The organism is Streptomyces sp. NPDC020731 (assembly GCF_044334705.1).
Lineage (GTDB): Bacteria > Actinomycetota > Actinomycetes > Streptomycetales > Streptomycetaceae > Streptomyces.
Map to the genome: position 1 here is coordinate 49350 of NZ_JBIRTN010000013.1, position 26988 is coordinate 76337.

General features: G+C 70.7%; 25 protein-coding genes. 5 read left to right on the plus strand and 20 right to left on the minus strand.

From position 1 onward, the window contains the following. Positions 1-115: 115 nt before the first annotated feature. Both ACH4VX_RS20915 and ACH4VX_RS20920 read right to left on the minus strand, forming a co-directional pair. Positions 116-2734, minus strand: a complete 2619-nt coding sequence (locus ACH4VX_RS20915) for an ABC transporter permease/substrate binding protein (protein WP_398368975.1) — start codon at positions 2732-2734, stop codon at positions 116-118. Continuing rightward, on the minus strand, positions 2727-3818 hold the full coding sequence (locus ACH4VX_RS20920; RefSeq protein ID WP_398368976.1) for a glycine betaine/L-proline ABC transporter ATP-binding protein: 1092 nt from the start codon (positions 3816-3818) through the stop codon (positions 2727-2729). The genes ACH4VX_RS20915 and ACH4VX_RS20920 overlap by 8 nt, the downstream gene beginning before the upstream one ends. A gap of 254 nt (positions 3819-4072) precedes the next feature. Between ACH4VX_RS20920 and ACH4VX_RS20925 the strand changes: the two genes are divergently transcribed. The 4 genes from ACH4VX_RS20925 to ACH4VX_RS20940 all read left to right on the plus strand — a co-directional run bounded on the left by ACH4VX_RS20925 (position 4073) and on the right by ACH4VX_RS20940 (position 7611). After that, positions 4073-4978 carry a 5'-3' exonuclease H3TH domain-containing protein gene (locus tag ACH4VX_RS20925; protein ID WP_398369258.1) on the plus strand — a complete coding sequence of 302 codons (906 nt, stop codon included), beginning with the start codon at positions 4073-4075 and terminating at the stop codon, positions 4976-4978. Positions 4979-5083: 105 nt separating this feature from the next. Continuing rightward, entirely contained in the window at positions 5084-5920 is an 837-nt protein-coding gene (locus ACH4VX_RS20930) for a siderophore-interacting protein (protein WP_398368977.1), read from the plus strand. A 447-nt stretch (positions 5921-6367) separates the two neighbouring features. After that, complete coding sequence (locus tag ACH4VX_RS20935; RefSeq protein WP_398368979.1) at positions 6368-6637, plus strand: hypothetical protein; 270 nt, start codon at positions 6368-6370, stop codon at positions 6635-6637. Positions 6638-6660: 23 nt separating this feature from the next. Further along, the gene (locus tag ACH4VX_RS20940; RefSeq protein ID WP_398368980.1) at positions 6661-7611 is read left to right on the plus strand and encodes an RluA family pseudouridine synthase; all 951 of its coding nucleotides are present in this window, start codon (positions 6661-6663) and stop codon (positions 7609-7611) included. Here ACH4VX_RS20940 and ACH4VX_RS20945 read toward each other — a convergent pair. From ACH4VX_RS20945 to ACH4VX_RS21025, 17 genes are all read right to left on the minus strand, one after another. After that, complete coding sequence (locus ACH4VX_RS20945) at positions 7605-9107, minus strand: cytochrome P450 (protein WP_398368982.1); 1503 nt, start codon at positions 9105-9107, stop codon at positions 7605-7607. The two genes, ACH4VX_RS20940 and ACH4VX_RS20945, sit on opposite strands and share 7 nt — an antisense overlap. A gap of 54 nt (positions 9108-9161) precedes the next feature. Next, the gene (locus ACH4VX_RS20950) at positions 9162-9782 is read right to left on the minus strand and encodes a GTP-binding protein (protein WP_398368984.1); all 621 of its coding nucleotides are present in this window, start codon (positions 9780-9782) and stop codon (positions 9162-9164) included. Next, positions 9763-10173 carry a DUF742 domain-containing protein gene (locus tag ACH4VX_RS20955; protein ID WP_398368985.1) on the minus strand — a complete coding sequence of 137 codons (411 nt, stop codon included), beginning with the start codon at positions 10171-10173 and terminating at the stop codon, positions 9763-9765. Before ACH4VX_RS20955 ends, ACH4VX_RS20950 begins: the two co-directional genes overlap by 20 nt. Beyond that, entirely contained in the window at positions 10170-10577 is a 408-nt protein-coding gene (locus ACH4VX_RS20960; RefSeq protein WP_398368986.1) for a roadblock/LC7 domain-containing protein, read from the minus strand. Before ACH4VX_RS20960 ends, ACH4VX_RS20955 begins: the two co-directional genes overlap by 4 nt. Then, positions 10574-12184, minus strand: a complete 1611-nt coding sequence (locus ACH4VX_RS20965; protein ID WP_398368988.1) for an ATP-binding protein — start codon at positions 12182-12184, stop codon at positions 10574-10576. Before ACH4VX_RS20965 ends, ACH4VX_RS20960 begins: the two co-directional genes overlap by 4 nt. 385 nt (positions 12185-12569) lie before the next feature. Further along, a complete protein-coding gene (locus ACH4VX_RS20970) occupies positions 12570-15428 on the minus strand; it encodes a DEAD/DEAH box helicase (protein WP_398368990.1) in 2859 nt (952 codons plus the stop codon). A gap of 39 nt (positions 15429-15467) precedes the next feature. Beyond that, positions 15468-16358, minus strand: a complete 891-nt coding sequence (locus ACH4VX_RS20975; RefSeq protein WP_398368992.1) for a diacylglycerol kinase — start codon at positions 16356-16358, stop codon at positions 15468-15470. A 31-nt stretch (positions 16359-16389) separates the two neighbouring features. Beyond that, positions 16390-17259 carry a twin-arginine translocase subunit TatC gene (gene tatC, locus ACH4VX_RS20980; protein WP_398368994.1) on the minus strand — a complete coding sequence of 290 codons (870 nt, stop codon included), beginning with the start codon at positions 17257-17259 and terminating at the stop codon, positions 16390-16392. Between the two features lie 92 nt (positions 17260-17351). Further along, on the minus strand, positions 17352-17633 hold the full coding sequence (tatA, locus tag ACH4VX_RS20985; RefSeq protein WP_398368996.1) for a Sec-independent protein translocase subunit TatA: 282 nt from the start codon (positions 17631-17633) through the stop codon (positions 17352-17354). 234 nt (positions 17634-17867) lie between these two features. Then, the gene (locus tag ACH4VX_RS20990) at positions 17868-18062 is read right to left on the minus strand and encodes a hypothetical protein (protein ID WP_398368997.1); all 195 of its coding nucleotides are present in this window, start codon (positions 18060-18062) and stop codon (positions 17868-17870) included. Between the two features lie 10 nt (positions 18063-18072). Next, on the minus strand, positions 18073-18366 hold the full coding sequence (locus tag ACH4VX_RS20995; RefSeq protein WP_398368998.1) for a hypothetical protein: 294 nt from the start codon (positions 18364-18366) through the stop codon (positions 18073-18075). Continuing rightward, on the minus strand, positions 18363-19403 hold the full coding sequence (locus tag ACH4VX_RS21000) for a helix-turn-helix transcriptional regulator (RefSeq protein ID WP_398369000.1): 1041 nt from the start codon (positions 19401-19403) through the stop codon (positions 18363-18365). Before ACH4VX_RS21000 ends, ACH4VX_RS20995 begins: the two co-directional genes overlap by 4 nt. Positions 19404-19421: 18 nt before the next feature. Continuing rightward, on the minus strand, positions 19422-20375 hold the full coding sequence (locus ACH4VX_RS21005; RefSeq protein WP_398369001.1) for a helix-turn-helix transcriptional regulator: 954 nt from the start codon (positions 20373-20375) through the stop codon (positions 19422-19424). Between the two features lie 123 nt (positions 20376-20498). Next, positions 20499-20870 carry an FKBP-type peptidyl-prolyl cis-trans isomerase gene (locus ACH4VX_RS21010; RefSeq protein WP_030835713.1) on the minus strand — a complete coding sequence of 124 codons (372 nt, stop codon included), beginning with the start codon at positions 20868-20870 and terminating at the stop codon, positions 20499-20501. 61 nt (positions 20871-20931) lie between these two features. Further along, positions 20932-21933 carry an FKBP-type peptidyl-prolyl cis-trans isomerase gene (locus ACH4VX_RS21015; protein ID WP_398369003.1) on the minus strand — a complete coding sequence of 334 codons (1002 nt, stop codon included), beginning with the start codon at positions 21931-21933 and terminating at the stop codon, positions 20932-20934. A gap of 138 nt (positions 21934-22071) precedes the next feature. Then, entirely contained in the window at positions 22072-23433 is a 1362-nt protein-coding gene (gene pafA / locus ACH4VX_RS21020) for a Pup--protein ligase (protein ID WP_398369004.1), read from the minus strand. 9 nt (positions 23434-23442) lie between these two features. Continuing rightward, positions 23443-24702, minus strand: a complete 1260-nt coding sequence (locus ACH4VX_RS21025; RefSeq protein ID WP_398369006.1) for an MFS transporter — start codon at positions 24700-24702, stop codon at positions 23443-23445. A 94-nt stretch (positions 24703-24796) separates the two neighbouring features. Between ACH4VX_RS21025 and ACH4VX_RS21030 the strand changes: the two genes are divergently transcribed. Then, positions 24797-25819 carry a LacI family DNA-binding transcriptional regulator gene (locus ACH4VX_RS21030; RefSeq protein WP_398369008.1) on the plus strand — a complete coding sequence of 341 codons (1023 nt, stop codon included), beginning with the start codon at positions 24797-24799 and terminating at the stop codon, positions 25817-25819. Positions 25820-26219: 400 nt separating this feature from the next. Here ACH4VX_RS21030 and prcA read toward each other — a convergent pair whose 3' ends face one another. Then, positions 26220-26978, minus strand: coding sequence for a proteasome subunit alpha (prcA, locus tag ACH4VX_RS21035; protein ID WP_398369009.1), 759 nt, complete (start codon positions 26976-26978; stop codon positions 26220-26222). Positions 26979-26988 lie beyond the last annotated feature (10 nt).

Below are 26988 nucleotides of genomic sequence, written 5' to 3' on the forward strand. Positions count from 1 at the left end.
TGTCCGGATTCCTACCGTGTTCCCGCCCGGCTCCGGACATGCCCGAGGGGCGGGCCCGGCCGCGCCGTCAGGTGCGGGTCCGGGCCCGCCCCTCGGGAGGCGGCCGGTACGGCGGTTACCGCGGGGTCATCCGCTCCACCATGTCCGGGTGCTCCTCCAGCCAGGCCGCGACGGCCTCTTCCTCGTGGCCCTGGCCGCGGTCCTTGATCTCGGCCTCCAGGGTGCCGAGCTCGTCCTCGCTCATCCGGAAGTCCTTGATCCACTCGGTCAGCTGCGGATACTGCTCCGGGAACTTCTTGCTCGCGATGGTGCGGATCGTGTTGCCCTCGCCGAATGCCTTCCTGGGGTCCTTCAGCTTGGTCAGCTCGTAGTCGCTGTACGCCCAGTGCGGCGACCACAGGGTGACCGCGACGGGCTCCTTCTTGGCGAGAGCCCGCTTGAGCTCGGCCAGCATCGCCGGCGTGGAGCCGTCGACGACCTCGTACTCGTCCTCCAGGCCGTATCCCGGCATGACCTCGGTCTTGAGCAGGTTCATCTCACCGGTGCCCGGCTCGATGCCGATGATCCGCCCGTCGAAGAGGTCGGCCTTGCCCTTGAGGTCCTCCAGGGACTTGACGTCCTTGACGTAGGAGGGGACGGCGATCTCCAGCGAGGTGGGCTCGTACCAGGTGCCCAGGTCGGTGAGGTCGTCCTTGCTCTTGTCCCAGTAGTTCTTCTGCGCGTACGGCAGCCAGGCGTCGAAGTTGAGGTCGAGGTCACCGGAGGCGAGGCCGGTGTAGACCGGGCCGACGTCCATCTGCTTGAGGTTCATCGTGTAACCGCGACGCTCGAGGACGTTCTTCCACAGGTAGGTGACGGCGACGTCCTCCTCCCAGGGGAACCAGGCCACGTCCAGCGGGCGCTTCGCCTCGGCGGGCGTGGTGCCCGAGCCGGACTCCACCGGGGCCAGCTTGTCGACGATGCCCGGGTTGTCCTTCAGCCAGGTCCGGACGGCGTCCTGCTGCCTGCCCTTGCCTGCCTTGTTGATCTCGGCTTCCAGGCCGGTGAGTTCCTTCTCGGTCATCGAGAAGTCCTTCAGCCACTTCCCGACGGTCGGGTGGTCGCCGGCGAAGCCCTTGCGCGACACCGTGTGCACGCCGTCGCCCTTGCCCCAGCTGCCCTTGGGGTCCTTCAGCTTCTTCAGGTCGTAGTCGCTGTACGCCCAGTGCGGCGACCAGAGGGTGACGACGACCGGTTCCTTCTTGCTGTAGGCCCGCTTGAGCTCGGCCAGCATCGCCGGCGTGGAGCTGTCGACGACCTTGTACTCCTTGTCCAGGCCGTACTCCTTGAGGACCTTGCTCTTCAGCAGGCCCATCATGCCGGCGCTGGACTCGATGCCGGTGATCTCCCCGCCGAAGGCGGACGCCTTGCCCTTGAGGTCCTCCAGGCTGTCGACGTCCTCCATGTACGCCGGGACGGTCAGCTCCAGCGAGGTCTCGTCGTACCAGGAGCCGAGGTCGTCGAGCTGCTCGCCGTACTTCTTCCAGTACGCCTCGTGGGTGGTGGGCAGCCAGGAGTCCGTCTGGAAGTCGACGTTGCCCTGCGCGAGGGCGGTGTAGAGCGGGCCGGCCTCGAACTGCTCGGCCTCGACCTCGAAACCGCGCTGCTCGAGGACCTCCTTCCACAGGAAGGTGGAGGCGACGCCCTCGTCCCAGGGGATGTAGCCGATGGTGACCTTCTTGCCCTCACCGACGTTCTCGCCGTCGGCGGTGGTGCCGGAGCCGCCGGCGTTGCCGCCGAAGATCCCCATGCCGCCCGCCACCAGGGCGAGGACGACGACACCGATCACGGCGACCTGCGGGCGGGGCCGGTAGGACCAGATCCTCAGTCCCTGCGCGGCACGTGCCTTGGCGGCGGCGCGCCGGCCGAGCGGGGAGACCTGGGTGCCCAGGGCGCTGGTCATGCGGTCCAGGTAGATCGCCAGGATGACGATGGCGATGCCGGATTCGGCACCGAGACCGATGTTGAGCTGCCCGATGGCCTCGATGACCGCGCCGCCGAGTCCGCCGGTGCCGACCATGCCGGCGATCGCGGCCATGGACAGGCCCAGCATGATGACCTGGTTGACGCCCGCCATCACCGTGGGCAGCGCCAGCGGCAGCTGCACGCGCAGCAGGGTGTTGCGGGGTGTGGTGCCGAACGCCTCGGCCGCCTCGACCAGTTCCTTGTCGACCTGGCGGATGCCCAGCTCGGTCATGCGCACGCCCGGGGCGAGCGCGAAGATCAGGGTGGCGACGATGCCCGGGGCGGAGCCGGTCCCGAAGAACAGGATCGCCGGGATGAGGTAGATCATCGCGGGCAGCGTCTGCATGAAGTCCAGGACCGGCCGGACCACGGCGCTGACCCGGTCCGAGCGGGCCGCCCAGATCCCCACCGGCACCGATATGACCAGCGCGATCACCGTGGCGACGATGACCAGCGCCAGTGTCACCATCGAGTCCTCCCACAGTTCGAGGGAGTCCAGGAAGGCGAAGCCGGCGAAGGTGAGGACACCCGCGAAGGTGCCTCGCAGCCAGAAGGCGATCACCGCGAAAATGCCGCAGAGGATCAGCGGTTCGGGGGCCTGGAGGACGGCGTTGACGCCGTCGTAGGCGCCGGTGAAGACGGCCTTGAAGAAGTCGAACAGCCAGGTGACGTTGGCGAGCAGCCAGTCGACGGCGCTGTTGACCCAGTCACCGAGCGGAATCCTAGGCACGGGCCATCACCTTCTCGCCGCCCTTGTCCCGCGGGGTGTCGCAGACGCCGGGATCGGACTCCTCGTCGCCGAGGAAGCCGACGAGGCGCTGCCGGGGCACGACGCCGACGAGCGTGCCCTCCTTGTCCAGCACCGCCACGGGGTGCGGTACGCGGGCACTGATCGCGCACAGGTCGGTGAACGGCGTCTCGGGCGTCGCGGTCTCGCAGCCGCAGTCGGCCTCGTCGCCGCGGACCTCGCGCTCCATCACGGCGCCGGCTGTGAGCACGCGGGAGCGGTCGACGTCCTGGGTGAAGGAGGCGACGTAGTCGTTGGCGGGACGGATCAGGATGTCCTGCGCGGTGCCGATCTGCACGATGCGGCCGTCGCGCATCACCGCGATCCGGTCACCCAGGCGCATGGCCTCGTTGAGGTCGTGGGTGATGAAGACGATCGTCTTCTTCAGCTTCTTCTGCAGTTCGATCAGCTGGTCCTGCATGTCGCGGCGGATCAGCGGGTCGAGCGCGCTGAAGGACTCGTCCATCAGCAGCAGGTCGGCGTCGGTGGCGAGCGCGCGGGCGAGCCCCACGCGCTGCTGCATGCCGCCCGACAGCTCGTCGGGCCACGACTTCTCCCAGCCGGCCAGGCCGCACAGGGCGAGCGCCTCGTCGGCGCGGCGTTCGCGCTCGGCGCGGGGCACGCCCTGCACTTCAAGACCGTAGGCGGCGTTGTCACGGACGCTGCGGTGCGGGAACAGCGCGAAGTGCTGGAAGACCATGCTGATCTTCTTGGAGCGGACCTTGCGCAGCTCCCGGTCGGGCAGCGCGGTCAGGTCCTGGCCGTCGAAGCGCACGTGTCCGGCGGTGGGCTCGAGCAGGCCGTTCAGCATCCGCAGCAGGGTGGACTTGCCGGAGCCCGACAGGCCCATGACGACGAAGATCTCGCCCGGCTCCACCGTGAACGAGGCGTCGATGACGGCGGCGGTGGTGCCGTCGGCGCGCAGCTCCTCCCGGTCGGTCTTCTTCTGGCGCAGTCGTTCGACCGCCTGGTCCGGTCGTCTGCCGAACACCTTGAACAGATGCTCGGCCTCAAGCCTGGAGGACACGCGTACCTCTTGTCTCGACGGCAAATGACAGAAGCGATGTCCGGCGGACGGCTCACGCGGCCCACAACAGTTGAATCTGTAACCGGCATCGCTCCGGGCCCGCGCCTCCCCGGTTTCGCACAGGGCAAACTTGTTCGTGTGACGCCTCACACTGATGGCGCAGGACGCAACGTGTTGCGTGGGGCGCACCCGCGCGCTTCTGCGGAGCGCTGTCAGTGGTGTGCGGCATGATGCGGGACGTGACCGGACGACTGATGCTCCTCGACACCGCTTCCCTGTACTTCCGCGCCTACTTCGGCGTCCCGGAGTCCGTCAGGGCCCCGGACGGCACTCCGGTGAACGCCGTGCGCGGGCTGCTCGACTTCATCGACCGCCTGGTCAAGGACCACCGCCCCGACCACCTGGTGGCCTGCATGGACGCCGACTGGCGCCCGAAGTGGCGGGTGGAGCTGATCCCCTCCTACAAGGCGCACCGCGTCGCCGAGGAGCGCGCGGCGGGCCCGGACGAGGAGGAGGTGCCCGACACGCTGTCCCCGCAGGTGCCGGTCATCGAGAGCGTGCTCGACGCGGTGGGCATCGCGCGGGTGGGGGTCGCCGGGTACGAGGCGGACGACGTGATCGGCACGTTCACCGCCCGCGCCGGCGGACCGGTCGACATCGTCACCGGCGACCGCGATCTGTACCAGCTGGTGGACGACGCGCGCGGGGTGCGCGTGCTGTATCCGCTGAAGGGCGTCGGCACGCTCCAGGTCACCGACGAGGCCGTGCTGCGCGAGAAGTATGGGGTGGACGGCAGGGGGTACGCGGACCTGGCGCTGCTGCGCGGTGATCCGAGCGACGGCCTGCCGGGCGTGCCGGGCATCGGGGAGAAGACGGCGGCCAAGCTGCTGGCCGAGTTCGGCGACCTGGCCGGGATCCTGGCGGCCGTGGACGACCGGCAGGCCCGGCTCACGCCGTCGCAGCGCAAGCGTCTGGACGAGGCGCGGCCGTATCTCGCGGTCGCTCCCAAGGTCGTCCGGGTCGCGGACGACGTCCCGCTCCCGGACGTCGACACGGCGCTGCCGCACGGGCCGCGCGATCCGGCCGGGACGGAGTCCCTGGCCGCGCGGTGGGGTCTGGGCGGCTCGCTGCAGCGCCTGCTGACGACCCTCTCGGCGTGAGCCGCATCCATCACCGAACCGGACGGACCGTCCACCGACGAGGTGCCGGCCGAGATCGAGGTGCTAACTTAGGTAACCCTAACTGTGGTAGCTGGGAGGCTTCTCATGGCAGAGCGACCGGTACGCGCCCCGCACACCGCCGAGGTCGTCCGCACCGAGCGGCTGACCCCTCACATGCAGCGTGTGGTGCTCGGTGGTGAGGGGCTCTCCGACTTCTCGGCGGACAACTGCACCGATCACTACGTCAAGCTGCTGTTCCCGGCCGCGGGGGCGACGTATCCGGAGCCCTTCGACCTGCAGCGCATCCGCGAGGAGTTCCCGCGCGAGCAGTGGCCGGTGACCCGGACGTACACGGTGCGTCAGTGGGACGCCGAGCACCGTGAGCTGACCCTGGACTTCGTGGTCCACGGCGACGAGGGCCTGGCCGGCCCCTGGGCGGCGAACGCCCGGCCGGGCGAGGTCGTGCGGTTCCAGGGTCCCGGCGGTGCCTACGCGCCCGACCCGGCCGCCGACTGGCATCTGCTCGCCGGCGACGAGAGCGCGCTGCCCGCGATCGCCCGCTCGCTGGAGGCGCTGCCGCACGGCGCCAGGGCGTTCGCCTTCGTGGAGATCTCCGGCCCCGACGAGGAGCAGAAGATCGACTCCGATGTGGAGGTCCGCTGGCTGCACCGCGGCGGCCGGCCCGTCGGCGAGGCCCTGGTGGAGGCCGTCCGGAATCTCGACTTCCCGGAGGGACGGGTGCACGCCTTCGTCCACGGCGAGGCCCACTTCGTGAAGGAGCTGCGCCGTCTGCTGCGCGTGGAGCGCGGCATTTCGCGCGAGGACCTGTCGATCTCCGGTTACTGGCGGCTCGGCCACGACGAGGACGGCTGGCAGGCCTCCAAGCGCGACTGGAACGCCCGCGTCGAGGCCGAACAGGAAGGCACGGAACCCTCCGCCTGAGCACCCACGGCCGACGGACGGGACGGAGCCGCGGGCAATCGTTCCGCGGGCTTTCGCTCCCGCGGGCTTCGCTCCCAGGGACCATCGATCCCACGGGCTGTCGCCCCCAGGGGCTTTCGCTCCCGCGGGCTTCGCTCCCACGGGCTTCCGATCCCACGGGCAGTCGTGCCCCCCAGTGTCTCAAGGGCCTGGGAGGTGCCCCAGGGCGGCACGGGTGGGCTGGGGGTACCCCCTCTGGGGGGAAGCACCCCGCAGGCGCCGGGCCGCGCGAGCACCCCCGGCTCACACCGGCGCGAGGCACCTCCCGAACACCGGGCCGCGCAGCACACCCCCGGCCCGCACCGACACCGCGCACGTCCGCCGGACGGGGGAACCGTGACCCCTCGCCCCGGGCACGGCGGCGTGGCGAGCCCGCCGGGGCGGGGCACTGCCGCAGGATCCGGGCCCGTGGCACACACCTTCGACGAACTCGTGGCCAAGCAGCGCGCGGCGGACGAGGCGCACACCCGGGTCCGGCAGCTGCGGGACGTCTACGGCCCGCCCAACCGGACCAAGTGGAGCGGGCGCCAGACCGCCACCTGGGAGACCGCCCGGCGGGCCTGGCGCGACCTCGCCCGTGACGTCAGGCTCGCGGTGGCCGAGTACGCCCGGGCCGAGGGCAGACCGCTCCACGAGATCGAGGCGGAGCTGAAACGGGCGACCGGGAACCACGGCTGAGCGGCCCCGTACGCTTGCCCGATGTGAGACGCAGACGGCCGATTCCACCCTCTCCCCTGCCGCAGCGCGACGGTGTGGACCCGGTGCGGGTGCGGCTGCCCGCCGGCACCCGGTGGGCCACGGTGCGCGAACATCTGGTGCAGCGGCTCTCGGCCGGTCCCGGAGTCGTGGACGGGATGTTCGCCGCGGGGCTGATCGTCGGGGCGGACGGACGGGCCGTACCGGCGGACACACCGTACGCGCCCGGCATGTTCCTGTGGTTCCACCGGGAGCTGCCCGCCGAGGTGCCGGTGCCGTTCCCGCTGGAGGTCGTCCACCGGGACGAGCACATCGTCGTCGTGGACAAGCCCCACTTCCTGGCCACCACCCCGCGCGGCAGCCACGTCACCCAGACCGCGCTCGCCCGGCTCCGCCGTGAGCTGGGCATCCCGGAACTCGGCGCCGCGCACCGCCTCGACCGGCTCACCGCGGGCCTGGTGCTGTTCACGGTACGGCCCGAGGAGCGCGGGGCCTACCAGACGCTGTTCCGCGACCGGCTGGTGCGCAAGGAGTACGAGGCCGTCGCCCCGTACGACCCGGCGCTGGACCTGCCCCGGACCGTACGCAGCCGGATCGTGAAGGAGCGCGGGGTGCTGACCGCCGAAGAGGTCGAGGGCGAGCCGAACGCCCTGACCCGCGTCGAGCTCGCCGGTCACCGGGCCGACGGCCTCGGCCGGTACCGGCTGGTGCCCGGCACCGGGCAGACCCATCAGCTGCGGGTGCACATGAACGCCCTGGGCGTGCCGATCCTCGGCGATCCGCTGTATCCCGAGGTGGCCGCCCCCGTCCCGGCCGGTGACTTCCGGCGTCCGCTGCAACTACTGGCGCGGAAGCTGGAGTTCACCGATCCGGTGACGGGCGTGGAGCACCGGTTCACCAGCGGCCGGATGCTCACGGCATGGTCCTCGTACGAGGGGTGGGCGGCCGGTCAGTAGCCGCGCCACCAGCGCAGGAAGCGCTGCCAGGCGCCCGGCGCCGGGGCCGGGCGCGACTCCGGCGGAGGCGGTGGCACCGGCGCGGGAGGCTCGACGCCCGGCTCGGGCGACGCGGAGGCCGCGGGGGCCGTCGGCCGGGTCGCGCCGATGTGCCAGTCCTGCTGCGGGGGCGCGTCGTTCTCGTGGCTGGGCCGCTGCAGCACGTCCTGCTGCGGCCGGGGCGTGAAGTGGACGGGCAGTTCCACGAGATGCCGCGAGGCGATGGACTCGGTGAAGGACAACTCCTCCTCGTCGACGCTGAGCTCCACGTCGGGCAGCCGCATGAGCAGTGCGTCGACACCGACTTCGGCGACGATACGGCCGATGTCCTGGCCGGGGCACTCGTGCGAGCCGCCGCCGAAGGCGAGGTGCGAGCGGTTGCCCTGCATGTCGGCGGACGGGTCGGGACGCACCCGGGGATCGACGTTGGCCGGCGCGGGCGCGAACAGCAGTCCGTCACCCTTGCGGATGCGTTGGCCGCCGAGCTCCGTGTCCTGCTTGGCGAAGTAGGCGAAGATGGTGCTGAACGGCGGCTCGTCCCAGAGCAGTTGCTCCACCCCCTGAGGCACGGTCATCTGACCGCCGTTGAGCTGGGAGCGGAAGCGCGGGTCGATCAGCACCTGGCGCAGCACGTTGGCGAGGAGGTTGGCGGTGGCCTCGTAGGCGGCGATGAGCACCACTCTGAGGTGCTGGCTGACCTCCTCGTCGGTCAGCCCGGCCGGGTGCCTGACGAGGTGGCCGGCGAAGTCGTCCAGCGGCTGGGCCCGGCTGCGGGCCGTGAGGCGTTCCAGGGCCTCCATGACGTAGGCGTTGCTGGCGATCGCGGTCTCGGTGCCCCTGATCATGTCGCGGGCGGCCTCGACGATCCGGTCGTCGTACTCGTCGGGCATGCCGAGGACGTGGCACATCACGGCCATCGGCAGATGCTCGGCGTACTGGCCGACCAGGTCGGCCTCGCCCGCCTCGCAGAACCGGTTGACGACGCGCTGGACGCTGCGGTTGACGTGCCGGCGCAGGCTTCGGAAGTCGGTGGCCGCCACGGCGGCGTCGAGGGCGCCGCGCAGCCGCCGGTGCTCGTCGCCCTCGGCGTGGGCGCACATCGGCTGCCAGGCGATGTGCGGCATCAGCGGGTGGTCGGGCTTGACCAGGCCTTCTCCGAGCGCGGACCAGATCCGGCTGTCCTTGCAGTACTGCGCGGGGCTGCGCACCAGTTGCTGGTTCTCGGCGTGGCCCAGGACCACCCACACCGGCACGTCGTCGTGGACCAGCGCGGGTGCCACCGCTCCGTGCTCGGCCCGCAGTTTCTCGTACAGCTTCTTCAGGTCCTCCGACTCGTGCAGCCGGCTCAGCCCGCCGGGGCCCGGGCCGTGCGCGGGGCAGCCGGGGGGCGGGCCGGACCGGGGGGTGTCCGTTCCGGCCGGGAAGTCTCCCGTCGGGGAGTGGGGTTCAGGCGTCACAGTGGTCGCTCCGAGGGGGGAAAGCGGGGTCTGGGGGCGGGAGGGATCCCGGGGTCAGGTGAGCGAGCCCGTCATGGCGAGCGAGTGCAGGAACCGCATCAGGGTCATCAGCACGTCACGGCTGGAGGCGCGGCGCCGCACATCGCAGTCCACGATGGGGATCTGCTCGGACAGGTCGAGGGCGGACCGCAGGTCCGCGACGGGGTAACGCGGGCCGTCCGGGAAGGAGTTGACCGCGACGACGAACGGCACACCGCGCTCCTCCAGCCGCCCCATGACGTCGAAGCTGACTTCGAGGCGGCGGGTGTCGACCAGCACGACCGCGCCGAGCGCCCCCTCGAACAGCCCGTTCCACAGGAACCAGAAGCGCTCCTGGCCGGGGGTGCCGAACAGGTACAGCACCAGCTGGTCCGTGATCTTGATGCGGCCGAAGTCCATGGCGACCGTGGTGGCCGTCTTGGACGCGGAACCGAAGTTGTCGTCGACCCCGATGCCGGCCTGCGTCATGGTCTCCTCGGTGGTCAGCGGTTTGATCTCGCTGACCGAGCCGACCATGGTCGTCTTGCCGACCCCGAATCCACCCACGATCACGATCTTCACCGCGGCCTGTGCCGTGTGCGGCAACTGGTCCTCGGCGCGGGGGCCCGGGATGGTCTCAGAGCCTTTGAAGTCCATGCATCACCGCTTCGAGAAGGGAACGGTCGGGCAGCGCCTTGCGGACGATCGGGAGACGCGCCTGGACCAGTTCCGCCGCCAGCATCTCGGTGAGCAGCACGGTCACCACACTGAACGGCAGGTTGAGATAGGCCGACAGTTCGGCCACGGACAGGGGGGCGGCACAGAGCCGGAGCAGCGCCGCCTGCTCGGGGGTGGCGGAGGGCGGGGGATCCGGGGAGCCGGCCACGATCAGCGTGACGAGATCGATGTCCGCACGTTCGCCGTCCGGTCCGGCGACGACGTACAACCGTTCCGGGTTGCCCCCCTCACCCTCCTTCCTGGCCGGCTCGGCCGACTGCGGAGGGGGACCGTCCTGGGGGAAGCGCCTCTGGCGTTGCGGAGGAGTCATACGGTCTGCCCGTTCCGTCGGGGCGGACTGGTCAGATGGGCGCCGATGCGGACGACGAGGTCGCGCATCATGCCGCCCATGCGGCCCGGTTCGCAGGTCATGTCGGAGAGCACCGCGAGATAGGCGTTGGCGCCGGCCGCCATCAGATAGAAGTAGCCCTCGTCGATCTCGATGAGCACCAGCTTCATCTCGCCGTTGCCGTACGGGAGTTCCTGGGCGACGGCCCCGGCGAGGCTCTGTACGCCCGCGCAGGCCGCGGCGACCCGGTCGGCGGCGTCCGGCTCGCCGCCGTGGCGGGCGATGCGCAGACCGTCGGCGGAGAGCACCACGATCATCTCGACGCCGGGTACGCCGTCGGCGAGCTCCTTGAGCATCCAGTCGAAGTTGGCTCGTTGCTGGATCACTTGAGGTCCCCCTCGTCATCGGCCTCGGTGCGGGCCGGTTCGTTGATGAGATGCAGGTAGGCGGTCGGGTTCCGGGTGAAGTCGGTGGTGTGGACGCCGGGGTCGAGGCCCTTCTTCATGCCCTCCCAGAAGGCGTCGACCCACAGCCCGGGCTCGCGGTCGTCCTGCTTCTTCTTCTCGGGTTCGGGCCTGGCCCAGATGTCGTGGTACTCCTCGCCCCGTTCCCTGGCCTCCTGTTCGGCCCGTTCGGCGGCCGCCTGCTCGGCGTACCGCTGGGTGATCGGGGTCTTCACCCGGCTGCGGCGCTGCGGCAGTCCGCCCGCGGTCCACTCGGTGACCTCGGGGACGTCGTCCTCCAGGGAGACCGTGTCGGGGATGCGGGGACTGGTGGGGCGACGCTTCTTGGGAGTGCGCTCCGGGCCCGGCAGGGCGTCGACCGGGCGGGGCACGGAGGTCGCCCCGATGCCGTGGGCGAGGCCGACGCCGGGCTGGTCGGTGATCATCTCGCTGGGCACGACGAGGACGGCGCGGACGCCGCCGTAGGCGGAGGCGCGCAGCGATACCTGCATGTTGAACGCGGTGCAGAGCCGGCCGACGACGGCGAGGCCGAGGCGCGGGTTCTCCCCGATCTCCTGGAGGTCGGAGCCCTTCTGGGCCAGTTCGAGGATGCCTTCGATGCGGGCGCGGGCCTGCTCGTCGAGGCTGACGCCGGCGTCCTCGATCTCGATGGCGACGCCGGTCTGCACCTCCGTGGCGGTGACGCTCACCTTGGAGGTCGGCGGCGAGTAGCGGGTGGCGTTGTCGAGGAGCTCGGCGGCGGCGTGGATGACCGGCTCGACGTAGATGCCCTTGATGTTGACCTTGGCGATCGACTTCAGGTCGATGCGGCGGTACTCGAGGATGCGGGACATGGCACCGCGCAGCACGCTGTAGAGCGCGACGGGCTTGGGCCACTGGCGTCCGGGACGGCCACCGCCGAGGACGGAGATGGAGTCGGCGAGGCGGCCGATCAGCGCGGTGCCGTGGTCGATGCGCAGCAGGTCGTCGAAGACCTCGGGGTTGCGGCCGTGGTCCTCCTCCATCTCGCGGAGTTCCTTGGCCTGCTGGTGGACGATCGCCTGGACGCGGCGGGCGATGCTGACGAAGGAGCGCTGGGCGGAATCGCGCAGGTTCTCCTCGTCGTCAATGATCTTGAGCATCGTCCGCAGCATCTGGAGCTGGTACTTCGGCAGATCGCTCCAGGCCGGGTTGAGCCGGGGCAGGGCGCGCAGCACCTCATCGGGTTCGTTCCCGCTGTGCAGGTAGTCCAGGGCCGCGGGGGCGACCTGGCGGATGAAGTAGTCCGTCTCCGTGTCGTGGGCGGCGATCCGGGACTCCAGATACGCACGGTGACGTTCGTGCTCGGCCCGCGCCTCCCGCAGGACCCGGCCGCGGCGCACCGCCTCGGTCGCGGCGGCGGTCACCAGCAGGGTCGCGACGGCGCCGCACACGCCGACGGCGATCCGGGCGGGCTCCGTCACCAGGGCGACGGCGGCTCCGGTCGCCGCGGCCATCACTATGGCCGGCAGCAACAGCACACGCGTGTAGGAAAGTTGGACACTCGCCATGTGAGCCCTCTGAAACGAATCGTCTGACGGTCGGGGAAGATACACATAGGGGAACAAGCGCACGAATTCATCTCAACTCGGTGCGCTGCGGGCGAGCCTAGTCCGACAGGATCATCGCCATGTCATATTCAGCAAGTGCCGGAAACGACCCCTGGGGCAGGAGTACGCTCAGGTCGTTTATACGCTGAGCGGCTGTTCGAACACAGCGTGTCACTGCGCCCGGGCGTACGAAAAGCACTCACCGTCACGGGTGAGGAAGGTCCCGGACTCCATGCTCCTGCCCACGAACCCGGGCGGTGACGCTCCCTGGTGAGGGCGCACGGAAGGCGGAAGCCCGGCGCGCACGGGGCGCGCCGGGCTTCTCCGAGGCTCCGGTCCGGGCGGTTCAGCCCACGGACGAGTAGGCGACCACGCCGCGCAGCAGTCCGTCGACCGCCTTGCGGGCGTTCTTGGCGACCGTCGAACCCTCGGCGGACGGCGCGGCGGCCGAGATCTGCCCCAGCACGTCGATGACCTGCTTGCACCAGCGCACGAAGTCGCCGGCCGGCATCTCCGCCTCGCGCAGCACCTCGTCCAGGCCCTTGCCCGACGCCCACATGTAGGCGGCCCAGGCGAAGCCGAGGTCGGGCTCGCGCTGGCCCACGCCCTCGGTCTGACTGATCCGGAAATCCTCCTCCAGGGCGTCCAGCCGGCCCCAGATGCGGACCATCTCGCCGAGTGCCGCCTTCGCCCTGCCCGAGGGCAGCTTGGGCGCCATCGCGTCGTCGGCGGCCCGGGCCTCGTACACCAACGCCGACACGCACGCGGCGAGTTCGGCGGGGGCGAGCCCCTCCCAGACGCCCTCGCGCAGGCATTCGCTGGCCAGCAGGTCGAGTTCACCGTACAGCCGGGCCAGCCGCTTGCCGTGCACGGTGACCTCGTCGCCACGCAGATAGTCCATCTCGGTCAGCAGCGCGACGATCCGGTCGAAGGTGCGGGCGATGGTGTTCGTCCGGCCCTCGATGCGCCGCTCCAGCTGCGAGGTGTCGCGCAGCAGCCTGTGGTAGCGCTCGGCCCAGCGGGCGTGGTCCTCACGGTCCTGGCAGCCGTGGCACGGGTGCGCCCTCAGCGCCGTGCGCAGCCGCGCGATCTCCCGGTCGTCGGCCGCCTGGGCACGCTTCTTGTGATGCCGCTCCGGCGCGATGTGCCCGGCCTTGGTGCGCAGCGCGGAGGCGAGGTCCCGGCGGGACTGCGGGGAACGCGGGTTGAAGGACTTCGGGATCCTCATCCGCTCCAGCGCCTCGACCGGCACCGGGAAGTCGATCGACGCCAGCCGCTTCACCTGCCGCTCCGCGGTCAGCACCAGCGGGCGCGGACCGTCGTGCTGCTCGAAGCCGCGGTGGCCGTTGGAGCGGCCCGCCGGCAGCCCCGGGTCGAGGACCAGCGCCAGCCCCGCGTACTTGCCGGTGGGTACGTGGATGACGTCACCGGGCTTGAGCTTCTCCAGCGCGACGGCGGCCTCCGCGCGGCGCTGCGCCGTGCCCTGCCGGGCCAGCTCGGTCTCCCTGTCCTTCAGCTCGCGGCGCAGCCGCGCGTACTCCTCGAAGTCACCGAGGTGGCAGGTCATGGAGGCCTTGTAGCCCTCGAGCCCTTCCTCGTTGCGCTGCACCTGCCGGGAGATGCCCACGACCGACTTGTCCGCCTGGAACTGCGCGAAGGACGTCTCGAGGAGCTCGCGCGAGCGGTGCCGGCCGAACTGCTCGACCAGGTTGACCGCCATGTTGTACGACGGCCTGAAGCTGGAGCGCAGCGGATACGTGCGCGTGCCGGCCAGTCCCGCCAGGTGGTCGGGGTTCATGGCGCGCTGCCACAGCACGACCGCGTGACCCTCGACGTCGATGCCGCGCCGGCCGGCCCGGCCGGTCAGCTGGGTGTACTCGCCGGGGGTGATGTCGGCGTGCTGCTCGCCGTTCCACTTGACGAGCTTCTCCAGGACGACCGAGCGGGCGGGCATGTTGATGCCCAGGGCGAGGGTCTCGGTCGCGAACACGGCCTTCACCAGACCGCGTACGAAGAGCTCCTCGACGACCTCCTTGAACGTCGGCAGCATGCCCGCGTGGTGGGCCGCGATGCCGCGCTCCAGGCCCTCCAGCCACTCGTAGTAGCCCAGGACGTGCAGATCCTCGGCCGGGATGGAGGAGGTGCGCTCCTCGACGAGGGAGCGGACCTTCGCCCGCGCCTCCTCGTCGTTGAGCCGCAGACCCGCGTACAGGCACTGCTGGACGGCGGCCTCGCAGGCGGCGCGGCTGAAGATGAAGGTGATCGCGGGCAGCAGGCCCTCGGCGTCCAGCCGCTCGATGACCTCCGGCCGGCTCGGCGTCCACACCCGGGAGCGCTGTCTGCGCTCCCGCTCCCGGTCCGCCTCGCGCATGTTGCCCCGCCCGCGCTTGCGGTCGCCCCAGGACGGGCGGCTCGCCTCCAGGCGTGCCATGCGCGTGAGGTCCGGGTTGACAGCCTTCTTGCGGCCCTCCCCCTCCTCGAACAGGTCGTATATCCGGCGGCCGGCGAGCACGTGCTGGAACAGCGGCACCGGCCGGTGCTCGGAGACGATCACCTGGGTGTCGCCGCGGACGGTGTCCAGCCAGTCGCCGAACTCCTCCGCGTTCGACACCGTCGCCGACAGGGAGACCAGGGTCACGGACTCGGGGAGGTGGATGATCACTTCCTCCCAGACGGCACCGCGGAAGCGGTCGGAGAGGTAGTGCACCTCGTCCATCACCACGTAGCCGAGGCCGAGGAGGGTCTGAGACCCGGCGTACAGCATGTTCCGCAGCACCTCGGTGGTCATCACGACCACCGGGGCGTCGGAGTTGACACTGTTGTCGCCGGTGAGCAGGCCGACCTTGTCGGTGCCGTAGCGACGGCACAGGTCGGCGTACTTCTGGTTCGACAGCGCCTTGATGGGTGTCGTGTAGAAGCACTTCTTGCCCTGCTGGAGGGCGAGGTGGACGGCGAACTCGCCGACGATCGTCTTGCCGGATCCGGTGGGCGCGGCGACCAGTACGCCCTTCCCCGTCTCGAGCGCCTGGCAGGCCTCGATCTGGAAGGGGTCGAGGCCGAAGTCGTACATCTCGCGGAAGGAAGCGAGCGAGGTGGCCTGCTCGGCAGCGCGCCTGCGTGCTGCCGCGTACCGCTCGGCCGGTGAGAGGTCCTCTGTCATCGTGCTTTCGAGCGTACCGGGCCGCACCGACAACAGGACGATCATTATCCGGAACCGTCCCTGTGAGCAGCGGGGCCGCCCGGTTCAGGGGCCGACGACCCGCAGGGCGCCCGGTACGCACCGCGCGGTCAGCGGCAGCGGCCCGACCGGCTCCCCGTCCGCGTAGCCGGTGACCTGGTCGGCGACCAGCTCCACACTCGCCGCCCGCAGCACGGTGATCGCGGGATGGCCGACGTGCGTCCCCCGGTAGACCCTCGGGAACACCCGCAGCAGCGTGGCCCGGCTGCACTCGCCCACCACCGTGATGTCGAACAGCCCGTCGGTGAGATCCGCTCCGGGGCATATCCGCATGCCGCCGCCGTACGACGGCCCGTTCCCGACGGCCACCAGGGTCGCCTCGACCTCGCGGACCTCGCCCCCGTCGAGGGTGATCCGGTACGGCAGCGGGCGGAAGGCGGCCAGCTCGGCGACCATGGCGACGTCGTACTTCAGGCGCCCGAGGGGCAGCCGCATCCGGTTGCCGCGGTCGTTGACCCGGGAGTCGAAGCCGGAGGCGAGCACGGCGCCGAACCAGCGGTCGCCGACCCGGCCGAGGTCGATGTCGCGGACCCGGCCGCACTTGAGGGCGTCGGCGATCATCCGGCCGGCCGCGGCCGGTTCCCGCAGGGGCATGCCGAGCGCGCGGGCGAAGTCGTTGCCGGTTCCGGCGGCGACCAGCCCGAACGGGGTGCCGGTGCCGACGACGGCCTGCAGGGCGAGGTTCGCCATGCCGTCGCCGCCGACGGCGATCAGGGCGCCGGTGCCCTCCTCGACGGCGGCGCGCGCCCGGTCGAGGGCGTCCTGCGGGTCGTCGCCGAGCACGGTCCGCACCGAGAAGCCGGCGTCCCGCAACGCGGAAGCGGCCGGCCGCGCCGCGCGGGCGCCCCGGCCGCGGCCCGCGGTGGGGTTGACGAAGAGGGTGATCTCGCTGGTCACGGGAGTGACCCTACGAGTTGCGGCCCGGTCTTCAGGTCACGTCGTCATAACCGTTGACCCGGTCCCTGGTCGCCTGCTCGGGCAGGGCGGCCACGGGCTCCACCGGTTCGATGGACTCGGGTGTGAGATCCAGCTCGGACGCCTCGTCGTCGGCGGGGCCCTGGGACTCCTTGCGGGCGCGCCGTTTGTCGTTGAGCAGCGAGATCGCCACAGCGACGAAGTAGAGGACGACGATCGGTCCGGAGAGCGCGATCATCCCCACCGGGTCGGTGGTGGGTGTCGCGACCGCGCCGAAGACGAAGACGCCCATGACGACACCGCGCCACCAGCCGATCATGCGGCGGCCGGAGACGATGCCGACCATGTTCAGCATGATGAGCAGCAGGGGAAGCTCGAAGGCCAGGCCGAAGACCAGCACCATCCTGATGGTGAAGTCGAGGACCTCGTCGAGCGAGAGGATGTTGGCCGATCCCCCGGGTGTGAGGCTGAGCAGCACCTTGATGCTGACGGGGAGGATGACGTACGACAGGTAGGCGCCGCCGACGAACAACGGAACCGCGGCCGAGACGAAGGCGTAGGTGTACTTCTTCTCGTGCTTGTGCAGCCCGGGGGCGATGAAGGCCCAGAGCTGGTAGAGCCACACAGGGCTGGAGACGATCAGGCCGGCCATGAGGCTCACCTTGATCGTCGTGGTGAACGGCGATGTCAGAGTGTTGAAGGAGACGATGGCGCAGTTGCCGCCGTCGCTGTTCGCCAGGTCCTCACATTTCGGCACCGGCTCCGCGAGGAACTGCATGAGCTGCTCGCTGTAGAACGCGGCCACGATCATCACCACGACGATCGCGAGCACAGCCTTGGCGAGCCGGTTGCGCAGCTCACGCAGGTGTTCCACAAGGGGCATGCGCCCCTCGGGATCCCTCTCCTCTTTGCGGGCAGACTTGGGCAACCCACGTTCCCATCTCGTGCGGCGGGCCGGAGATCACCGGCCCTGCGTCAGCGCTTGGTCGTGTCCGTCGGCTCGGTGACCGGGCGGGAGCTGGTCACGTCACCGGGGGCCGCCTGGATGGTGCGCTGCGCCGGGGGCTGCTCGCCGGTGGCCGGCGGGTCGGCCGGGGCGGAGGACTTGTTCTCGTCCTTCATCGCCTTGGCCTCGCTCTTGAGGATGCGCGCGGACTTGCCGAGCGACCGCGCCATGTCCGGAAGCTTCTTCGCGCCGAACAGCAGGATGACGACGACGAGGATCAGAATGATCTCGGTGGGTCCGAGCCGTCCCATAAGTCTTTACCTTCTCACCGAGGCGGTTGGGTGGGTGGCTGTCCGACCGGTCGGACATGCGTCCGAACGACGGTGCTGGCAGCGATCGTAACGCTCAGGGGTAAACGTCCGGCAATCCCCGTGCGTACTCCCGTCCGCGATCCGGGCCTCGTTCTCCGGGCCGCGATCAGCAGCGTACCTGCCGGAACCCGCAAGGTGACAGGGCGAAGCCGCGCCGGGGGTGGCCGGGACCACTCAGAGGGACTCGGCGGAGCGGGTCGCGGCGGCCGCCGCGTGCTCCAGGTCCTCCGCGGCGCGGCTGATACGGCGCGCCGAGTCCGTGACCTGCCTGCCGAGCCGTTCCGCCTCGACGAAGACCCGGACGGCGAGCACCCCGAGCACCAGCAGACCCAGGAACCCCACGGCAACCGCGAACATCGGCCAGAACATGAGGGCGAGCCTAGACGGTCGAGTGCAGCCGCAGCGTCCGGACCCCGCCGCCGGTGAGCAGCTCCACGATCCGCTCCCCCGCCGGCTTGCGGACGGCCGCCCCGCACTCGGGGCAGGTGAAGGAGTAGAAGGTGGTGCGGCTGCTGGCGCCGATGGCCAGGCGCAGCGCGCTCGCGGTGAGCTCGAAGCGCTCCCGGCAGTCCGGGCAGCCCGCCCGGAACATCACCGGGGCCACGCTCCTCATCCCCGCGAACGCGGACGCCGCCGTCATGGTCCGCGCACCGGACGTCACCGACTCGCTCAAAGCCCTCGCTCCTGCCTGTCGTCCTGTCCGTGCGGCCCCGGTCGTCCGGCCGCCTCGACCCCGTCGTACGCCGCGAGCGCCTCGCGGGCCGCCTGCCGGGCGCTGTCGGCCAGCGCGTGCGGCTCGACGATGCGGCCGTCGCGGCCGAGCCGTAGGGCCAGCCGTCTGAGCGAGGCCGGGTCGGGCGTGCGCAGGGTGATACGCAGCCCGCCCTCGGGAAGCTCGTCCGCGCTGTCGTGCGGGTAGTACTCGGCGACCCAGCGCCCGCCCGGTCCGACCTCGACCACGACCTCGGGGTCCTCGGCCGCGGGCTGCACCAGCCCTTCCGACAGGTCCCGCAGCTCGACCTCGGGCGGCGCGGACGGCTCGTCGAGGATGCGGATCTCGGCGACCCGGTCGAGCCGGAAGGTGCGTCGTGCCTCGGAGCGCCGGCACCAGGCCTCGACGTACGTGTGCCCGACGCTGACCAGACGGATGGGGTCGATCTCCCGCTCGGTGACCTCGTCGCGCGCGGGCGAGTAGTAGCGGATCCACAGTCTGCGGCGCTCGGCGATGGCCCGGTCGACGTCCGCGAAGACGCCGCCCTCGGACTCGAAGGTCACCGAGAGCCGGGAGCTGGCACCGGCCGTCTCACCGGCCGCGGTCTCCACCTTCGCGGTGGCCCGCAGCAGCGCCTGCCGGTCGCCCTCGCGCAGCCCGGGCAGCGTGGCCACGGCACGGGCGGCGACCAGCAGCGCGGTGGCCTCGTCGGCGGCGAGCCGCAGCGGCTCGGCGGCCTCCGCGCCGAGGGCGGCCGGGTTGTGCCACCAGATGCGCTCGCCGTCGGTGTCGATGTCCAGCAGATCGCCGCCGCGGAAGCTGGTGCCGCACATGGGCAGCACATCGAGGTCGGAGACCAGCTCGTCCTCGGTGATGCCGAAGGCGCGCGCCACGTCCTCGATCCGGGCGCCGGGGCGCTCCCGCAGATACGTCACCAGGGACAGCATCCGCCGGGTCTGGTCGATGGCGTTCACGGGCCTGACCGGTTTGCCTGCCACGTTCTTGTCCGCTCCCCCTCAGCCCTTGGCCACGGCACGCAGCCGGTCCATCACGTCGGCCCGCAGCTCGGCGGGGGCCAGGACCACCACGTCGGGTCCGAACTCCACCAGCCAGGCGTCCAGGCCGTGCCCGTACGGAATCTCCAACTCGTCCCAGCCGTCGCCGAGTTCCCGCACCACGGTGGCCTTCGCCCGAAGGGGGTAACCGGCGTCGGAGCGCAGCCGGATGCGCGCCGAGCGGTCGGCACTCTCCCCGGCCCAGCTCGCCACGGTCTCCCGCACGGTGACGACGTCCGGAACCGGGACGGTGAACCGGCCGCTGCGCGAGCGCACCTTCCCGGTGATCCGGGAGAGCCGGAAGACCCGCTCGGCGCCCCGGTCGCGGTCCCAGCCGGCCAGGTACCAGTGGCCGCGCCAGCACTCCAGTGCCCACGGTTCGACGTGCCGCTGTCCGGGCTGGGCCGCGCTGGCCTTGCGGTAGTCGAAGACGACCGGCCGGCGATCGCGGCAGGCCAGCATCAGCGGCTCGAACGCGGCCTCGTGCACGGGGATGCGCGGCTCCAGCGCGCCATGGGCGCCGTACGGGTCGACGTCCTCGGGGAGGCCGGCCGCGCGCAGTTTCTGCAGGGCGCCGCTGGCCGCTCCGGCGAGCCGGGCCTGCTGCCACACCTTGGCGGCGAGCCCGAGGGCGGCGGCCTCCTCGGCGTCGAGGGTGATGGGCGGCAGCCGGTTGCTGTCACGGCGGGCCAGATAGCCGACCTCGCCGTCGAGGTTCTCCACGGTCTCGATGACCAGTCCGAGTTCGCGCAGGTCGTCCTTGTCGCGCTCGAACATGCGGTTGAAGGAGTCGTCCGAGCCCGCTTCGAGATAGGCCTCGATCGACTCGCGCAGCTCGCGCTTGCTGAGCGGTCGCCGCGTCCCGAGCAGACACAGCGCCAGATTCATCAGCCGCTCGGCCTTGGCAATGGCCATCGACCCGCTTCGCCTCCCTATGGTGCTTACGAGCGATGACCGTACCGCTCCGAGGTGGCGCGGTAAAAGCCGAGGGCCCATGCCCGGACAGGCATGGGCCCTGGACGATCGACTCCGGTCGGATCAGACGCCGAGCAGGTCGACCACGAAGATCAGGGTCTCACCGGGCTTGATCGCCGGGGTGGGGCTCTGGTTGCCGTAGGCGAGGTGGGCGGGGATGGTCAGCTGACGGCGACCGCCGACCTTCATGCCCTGCACGCCCTGGTCCCAGCCCTTGATGACCCGGCCGCCGCCCAGCGGGAAGCGGAACGGGGTGCCACGGTTCCAGCTGGCGTCGAACTCCTCGCCCGTGCTGAAAGCCACGCCGACGTAGTGCACGGTGACGGTCTGGCCCGCCTGCGCCACCTCGCCGTCGCCCTCCCAGATGTCCTTGATCTCGAGGTCCGCCGGGGGCTCGCCGCCCGGGAAGTCGATCTCGGGCTTGTCGATGCTCACGTCTAACGCTCCTGCTTGTCTGCGGAAAGGCGAACACGCACAGTCTTACATCCTCACGGCGTCACAGCTTCGCGAGGATGTCCACCGAGAAGACCAGTGTCGAGTCCTTCTTGATGCCGCTGTCCTGCGGCGGGTTGTCGCCGTAGCCCAGCTCCGGCGGGATGACGATGAGGACCCGGCTGCCGACCTTCTTGCCGGTCAGTCCCTGCGCCCAGCCCTTGACGACCTGCTGCAGCGAGAACGACGTCAGCTGACCCCGGTCGTACGTGGAGTCGAACTCCTTGCCGCCGTCCCACAGCACGCCCTTGTACTGCACGAGGACGCTGTTCTCGGCGCCGACCTCCTCGCCGTCGCCCTCGATGACGTAGCTCGACACGAGCTTCTTCGGGGCGTCCGCGTCGGGCACCTCGACGGAGGGGGCCTTGCCGTCGGTGTTGGTGCCGACCTTGGGCAGGTCTGTGTCGTCCTGGGCCACCTCGGTGCCCTTGGCGGAGCTCTTGGCGTTGAACGTGTCCTGCACGTCGACCACGAACACCAGCGTGTCGGTGCCCTTGATGCCCGCCTGCTCGTTGCCCTGCTCGCCGTACCCCCACGTGGGCGGGACGGCCATCTGGACGCGGCTGCCGGTCTTCTTGCCGGTCAGCGCGTACCGCCAGCCGTCGATGATGGTGCCCTGGGCGAGCTGGATGGCCAGCGGGCTCTTGCGGTCGTAGGAGTTGTCGAACACCTTCGCGGTGCTCCACACCTGGCCCAGGTAGTGGGCCACGATGAAGTCGTTCTCCGCGACCGTCCTGCCGCCGCCCGCGATGACCGTCTTGACCGCGAGGTCCTTGGAGGGGTCCCCGCTGCCCTTGGCGATCGTCGGCTTCTCTCCGAACTTCGTGCCCGCCGTGATCGCCGGCAGCGGTCCGTCGACGATCTTCGGCGACGGCGCCGCGGACGTCCGAGGCGCCGAGGGTGACGCGCTGTCGCTGGCCTTGCCCGAGTCGGACTTGTCGTCGCCGCACGCGGCGAGGGTGGCCAGTCCAGCGGGAACGGCAATGAGAAGTGAGCGTCGGCGCACGGTGGGGGCCTCGTAATCATCGATCTTGTGGATGGCGTCCGCGCAACTCTACGGCGTGAGAAGGGCGCCGCACGGTGTAACGTACGGCGCCCGTGTGACGTTCCGGGAATTTTGGGATCCCCTGGTGGAACGTGTCTCTCACATTCCGGCGATCAGCTTCTCCACCCGCTCGTCCACCGAACGGAACGGGTCCTTGCACAACACCGTGCGCTGGGCCTGGTCGTTGAGCTTGAGGTGCACCCAGTCGACGGTGAAGTCGCGGCGCTGTTCCTGGGCCCGTCGGATGAAGTCGCCCCGCAGCCGGGCCCGAGTGGTCTGCGGCGGAACGGACTTGCCCTCGAAGATCTTCAAATCGTTGCAGATCCGGGCCGCTTGTCCCTTTTTCTCCAGCAGGTAGTACAGACCCCGCCGACGGTGGATGTCGTGGTAGGCGAGGTCTATCTGCGCGACCCTCGGGTGCGACATCGTCATGTTGTGCTTGGCCCGGTACCGCTCGAGGAGCTTGTACTTCATGACCCAGTCGATCTCGGTGCCGATGCGGTCGAGGTCCTCGGCCTCGATCGAATCCAGCGTACGGCCCCACAGCTCCAGCACCTGCTCGACGGTGCCGGTGCGGATGCCGCGCCGCTCGCAGAAGTCCACCGCCTTCTCGTAGTACTCGCGCTGCACCTCCAGTGCGGAGGCCTCCCGGCCGCTGGCCAGACGCACCTTCCTGCGCCCGGTGATGTCGTGGCTGACCTCGCGGATCGCCCGGATCGGGTTCTCCAGGGTGAGGTCACGCATGACGGTGCCCGCCTCGATCATGCGCAGCACCAGGTCGGTGGCGCCGACCTTGAGCAGCATGGTCGTCTCGGACATGTTCGAGTCGCCCACGATGACGTGCAGCCGGCGGTAGCGCTCGGCGTCCGCGTGCGGCTCGTCGCGCGTGTTGATGATGGGCCTCGAGCGGGTCGTCGCCGAGGAGACGCCCTCCCAGATGTGCTCGGCCCGCTGGCTGACGCAGTACACGGCGCCGCGCGGCGTCTGCAGCACCTTGCCGGCGCCGCACAGCAACTGCCTGGTCACCAGGAACGGAATGAGGATGTCCGCGAGCCGCGAGAACTCCCCGTGCCGGGTCACCAGATAATTCTCGTGGCAGCCGTAGGAGTTGCCGGCGGAGTCGGTGTTGTTCTTGAAGAGGTAGACGTCGCCCGCGATTCCCTCCTCGTGCAGGCGTCGTTCGGCGTCCACCAGGAGTCCCTCGAGAATGCGCTCGCCGGCCTTGTCGTGGGTGACCAGTTCGGTCACGTTGTCACATTCCGGCGTTGCGTATTCCGGATGCGACCCCACGTCGAGATAGAGGCGGGCGCCGTTCCGCAGAAAGACATTGCTGCTTCGGCCCCATGACACGACACGGCGGAAGAGGTACCGCGCCACCTCGTCAGGCGACAGGCGGCGCTGTCCCCTGAACGTGCACGTGACGCCGTACTCGTTCTCCAGCCCGAAAATGCGGCGGTCCATGAGGGAACATTACGCCCGATCCCCCGAGCTGAAACGAGGTTCGACGGCACGATTTGGATCATTTTCCGAACGGGCCGCGACCACCGCCCTCCCGGCGGGAACTGCCAATACCCGTCCGGTGGCGATCAAAACCAGCAGCGACACCCCACCCGCGACCCCCGGCACGGCGAATCCCCACAGTGCCCCGCCCGCCTCGACGACCGGGCCGGTGAGGCCCGTTCCGACCGACGCGCCGACGGTGAAGGTGGTCACCAGCCAGGAGAACGCCTCCGTGACCGTGCCGCGCGGCGCGTGCCGGTCGACCAGCACGAAGGCGCAGGCGATGGCCGGGGCGAGGAAGAGACCGGCGACCACGGTGAGCAACGTCATGGCCACCGCGCCCGGCATCAGCATCAGCGGCAGATAACACACCGCCAGAAGGGCCACCAGCACCCGCAGTCGCCGCGCGGGCTCACCGGCCCACTGCCGCGCCCCGTACGCCATACCGCCGATCAGGGCACCCAGCCCGATCCCCGCCATCAGCCAGCCGTACACATGGTCACCGCCGTGCTCGTCCGCGTACGTCACGGACGCCACGGTGATGGATCCCAGCGCCATCCCCACGGACAGGAAGGCACCCAGCAGCGCGAGCAGCCCCGGCGAGCGCAGCGCGCCCAGCCAGTGCGCCTCGCGCGGCGCCGACCGCCAGGCGCGCGAGGGCGGCGAGACGACCACGGAGAGGGCGCCCAGCACACCGATGACGTTCAGCACGAGCAGCGCGGCCTGCGCCGACCACAACGAGGCGCACACCGTCACCAGCAGCGGCCCGACGGTGAACATGACCTCCTGGGCCACGGCATCCATGGCGTACGCCCGGTGGACGTGGTCCTCCTCGGGCAGCACGGAGGACCACAGGGCACGCAGCCCGCCCTCCAGGGGCGGAGTGAAGAGGCCCGCCGCGGCCACCGCGCCGTAGGCGGCCGCGAGCGACCCGGTCCCCACGAAGGCGAACAGCGCCATCGCCAGCGCCGACAGCACGGCGGCCGGCAACTGCACCCGCGGCTGCCCGCGCAGATCCACCAGCCGCCCCAGCACCGGCTGCCCCACCGCGTTGGCGACGCCGTACACCGCCGCCAGGGCGCCGGCCAGGCTGTACGTACCGCCCTCCGCGCGCACGAACAGCACGATCGCGATGGCGGCGGTCGCGTTGGGCAGCCGTCCCACGAGCGTGCCCACGAGCAGCCGGGTGGCGTGCCGTGCCCGGAGGATCTCCAGGTATCCCGTGGCCATGCGGGCCCCTTCACTGGAAGTTTTACGTATAACTAAGGCCTCCATACGTACCATGTCCGCTGTTCACCAGTCCAGACGAAGGAGCGGTCCGACGATGCCCCGAGCCGGCACCCGCCCTACGAGCCGGGACGTCGCCCAGGCCGCCGGCGTCTCGCAGGCCGCGGTCTCCCTGGTCCTCGGCGACAAGTGGCGCGGCCGGGTGTCCGAGGCCACGGCGGAACGCGTCCGCGAGGCCGCGCGCACCCTGGGCTACCGTCCCAACCTGGCCGCCCGCAACCTCCGGCTGGGCCGCACCCGTACGGTCCTCCTGGTCGTCCCCGCGCTCACCACGGAGTTCTTCGCCGGCGTCTACACCGGGGCCGCCCGAGTGGCCTCCCGGCACGGCTTCGGCGTGGTCCTGTACCCCTCCCCCGAGGGCATCGGCCCCGCCCGCGACCCCTTCGCGTCCGCGCAGGCGGCCCTGGACGGCGTCATCGCCTCCTCCATGGCCGCGGAGGCCCTCACCGCGATCCGCGGCGACCAGCTGCCACTGGTGATGCTGGACAGCGACCCCGGAGGCAGTGTCGGCGCGGCCACGGTCAACCTCGACATCGCCGACGGTGTCCGCCAGGTCACGGACCACCTCCTGGCGCTGGGCCACCGCCACTTCCTCCATCTGGCGGCGGATGTGGCGTCCTGGACCTTCGAGGTACGCGCACGGGAGCTGGCGGAGCGGCTGCGGGAGGTTCCGGGGACCTCGTTGCGCACGGCGCGGGCGCCCATCTCGATCAAGGGCGCGGAGGCCTCGGCCGAGGCCGCGCTCTCCGGGGCGCCGATGCCTCGTCCGACTGCCGTGATCTGTGACGACGACCAGCTGGCCGCCGGTACGTACAAGGCGGCGCGGCGGCTGGGGCTGCGGATCCCGGAGGAGCTGTCCGTCACCGGGCTGGACGATCTGGCTCTGGCGACGGCGATCGATCCGGAGCTGACGACGGTCCGGCTGGACGCGGAACTGTTCGGGGAGCGGGGGATGCAGGCGCTGTTGGCGGTCCTGGAGGGCCGCGCGCCCTCGGCGGGCGACATCCAGGTCGAGCTGGTGGTACGAGGCTCCACGGCCCCGGCACGATCCCCGCGCTGACGGCCTGCAGCCGGCCGGGGGTGGATCCGCGCAGCCCGGCGCTCACGGGTGCCCCGTGTCGGTGCGGACCGGGGGAGGTTGCGCAGCCCGGCGCCAACGGGGTCCCTCCCCCGGAGGGGGTACCCCCGGAGGGGGTACCCCCGGCCCACCCGTGCCGCCCTGCGGCACGACTGCCCGCGGTAGCGGTTGCTCGCGGAGGCGGCGGCGGGTGGCCGCCTACGGCGTGGAGGGGACGGGGCCGAGGTGGCCGCCCGCAGCGGCCGGCGCGTCCGCGCCCCTCCGAGTCACCGATTCCGTGCCAGTCCGAGGACGGGCACCATCGGCGCGGCCCCGACCCGCCCACCGACCGTGGGCGCCGCCCCGGCCCTCACCACCGAAACCGCGCAGGCGCCGCAGGCCGCTACTCGACGTCTCCGCCGGAGTCCTGCTCGGCCTCCGCCTCGGAGGCCGTTTCCGCGCCACCGGCTTCCAGCAGACGGGACAGCTGACGCCCCCCGATCCGCTTGAACTTGCGCTTCTGCGGACGCGTACGGTCCAACACCGCCACCTCCAGCCGCTCCGCGGGAATCTCCCGCTCACTGCCGTTGGTGTCGCGGGACAGCGACTGCACCGCCAGCTCCAGCGCCTCCGCCAGCGTCATCCCGTCCCGGTGCCGCTGATCCAGGTACCCGCTGATCTGCTCCGCGTTGCCCCCCACCGCCACCGAGCCGTGCTCGTCCACAATGGACCCGTCGTGCGGCAACCGGTAGATCTGGTCACCCTCCGGGGTCTCCCCGACCTCGGCCACCACCAGCTCCACCTCGTACGGCTTCTCCGCCGCACTCGAGAAGATCGTTCCCAGCGTCTGCGCGTACACGTTCGCCAGACCCCGGGCCGTCACATCGTCCCGGTCATAGGTGTAACCCCGCAGATCGGCGTACCGCACGCCCCCGATCCGCAGATTCTCGTACTCGTTGTACTTACCGGCCGCGGCGAACCCGATCCGGTCATAGATCTCGCTGAACTTGTGCAGCGCACGGGACGGGTTCTCACCGACGAACACGATCCCGTCGGCATACTGCAGCACAACAAGGCTGCGACCACGGGCGATGCCCTTACGGGCGTACTCCGCCCGGTCCGCCATCGCCTGCTGGGGTGAGACATAGAACGGCGTCGACACCGGTTATCCG

Bases quoted from the DNA above. Each gene is read 5' to 3' on its own strand.
- ACH4VX_RS20965 (WP_398368988.1), bottom strand. From the start codon at position 12,184: ATGGCGAGTGTCCAACTTTCCTACACGCGTGTGCTGTTGCTGCCGGCC.
- ACH4VX_RS21030 (WP_398369008.1), top strand. From the start codon at position 24,797: ATGCCCCGAGCCGGCACCCGCCCTACGAGCCGGGACGTCGCCCAGGCC.
- ACH4VX_RS21025 (WP_398369006.1), bottom strand. From the start codon at position 24,702: ATGGCCACGGGATACCTGGAGATCCTCCGGGCACGGCACGCCACCCGG.
- ACH4VX_RS21005 (WP_398369001.1), bottom strand. From the start codon at position 20,375: ATGGCCATTGCCAAGGCCGAGCGGCTGATGAATCTGGCGCTGTGTCTG.
- tatC (WP_398368994.1), bottom strand. From the start codon at position 17,259: ATGCCCCTTGTGGAACACCTGCGTGAGCTGCGCAACCGGCTCGCCAAG.
- ACH4VX_RS20955 (WP_398368985.1), bottom strand. From the start codon at position 10,173: ATGACTCCTCCGCAACGCCAGAGGCGCTTCCCCCAGGACGGTCCCCCT.
- ACH4VX_RS20990 (WP_398368997.1), bottom strand. From the start codon at position 18,062: ATGTTCTGGCCGATGTTCGCGGTTGCCGTGGGGTTCCTGGGTCTGCTG.
- ACH4VX_RS20930 (WP_398368977.1), top strand. From the start codon at position 5,084: ATGGCAGAGCGACCGGTACGCGCCCCGCACACCGCCGAGGTCGTCCGC.
- ACH4VX_RS20970 (WP_398368990.1), bottom strand. From the start codon at position 15,428: ATGATCGTCCTGTTGTCGGTGCGGCCCGGTACGCTCGAAAGCACGATG.
- pafA (WP_398369004.1), bottom strand. From the start codon at position 23,433: ATGGACCGCCGCATTTTCGGGCTGGAGAACGAGTACGGCGTCACGTGC.
- ACH4VX_RS20950 (WP_398368984.1), bottom strand. From the start codon at position 9,782: ATGGACTTCAAAGGCTCTGAGACCATCCCGGGCCCCCGCGCCGAGGAC.
- tatA (WP_398368996.1), bottom strand. From the start codon at position 17,633: ATGGGACGGCTCGGACCCACCGAGATCATTCTGATCCTCGTCGTCGTC.
- ACH4VX_RS20925 (WP_398369258.1), top strand. From the start codon at position 4,073: ATGCTCCTCGACACCGCTTCCCTGTACTTCCGCGCCTACTTCGGCGTC.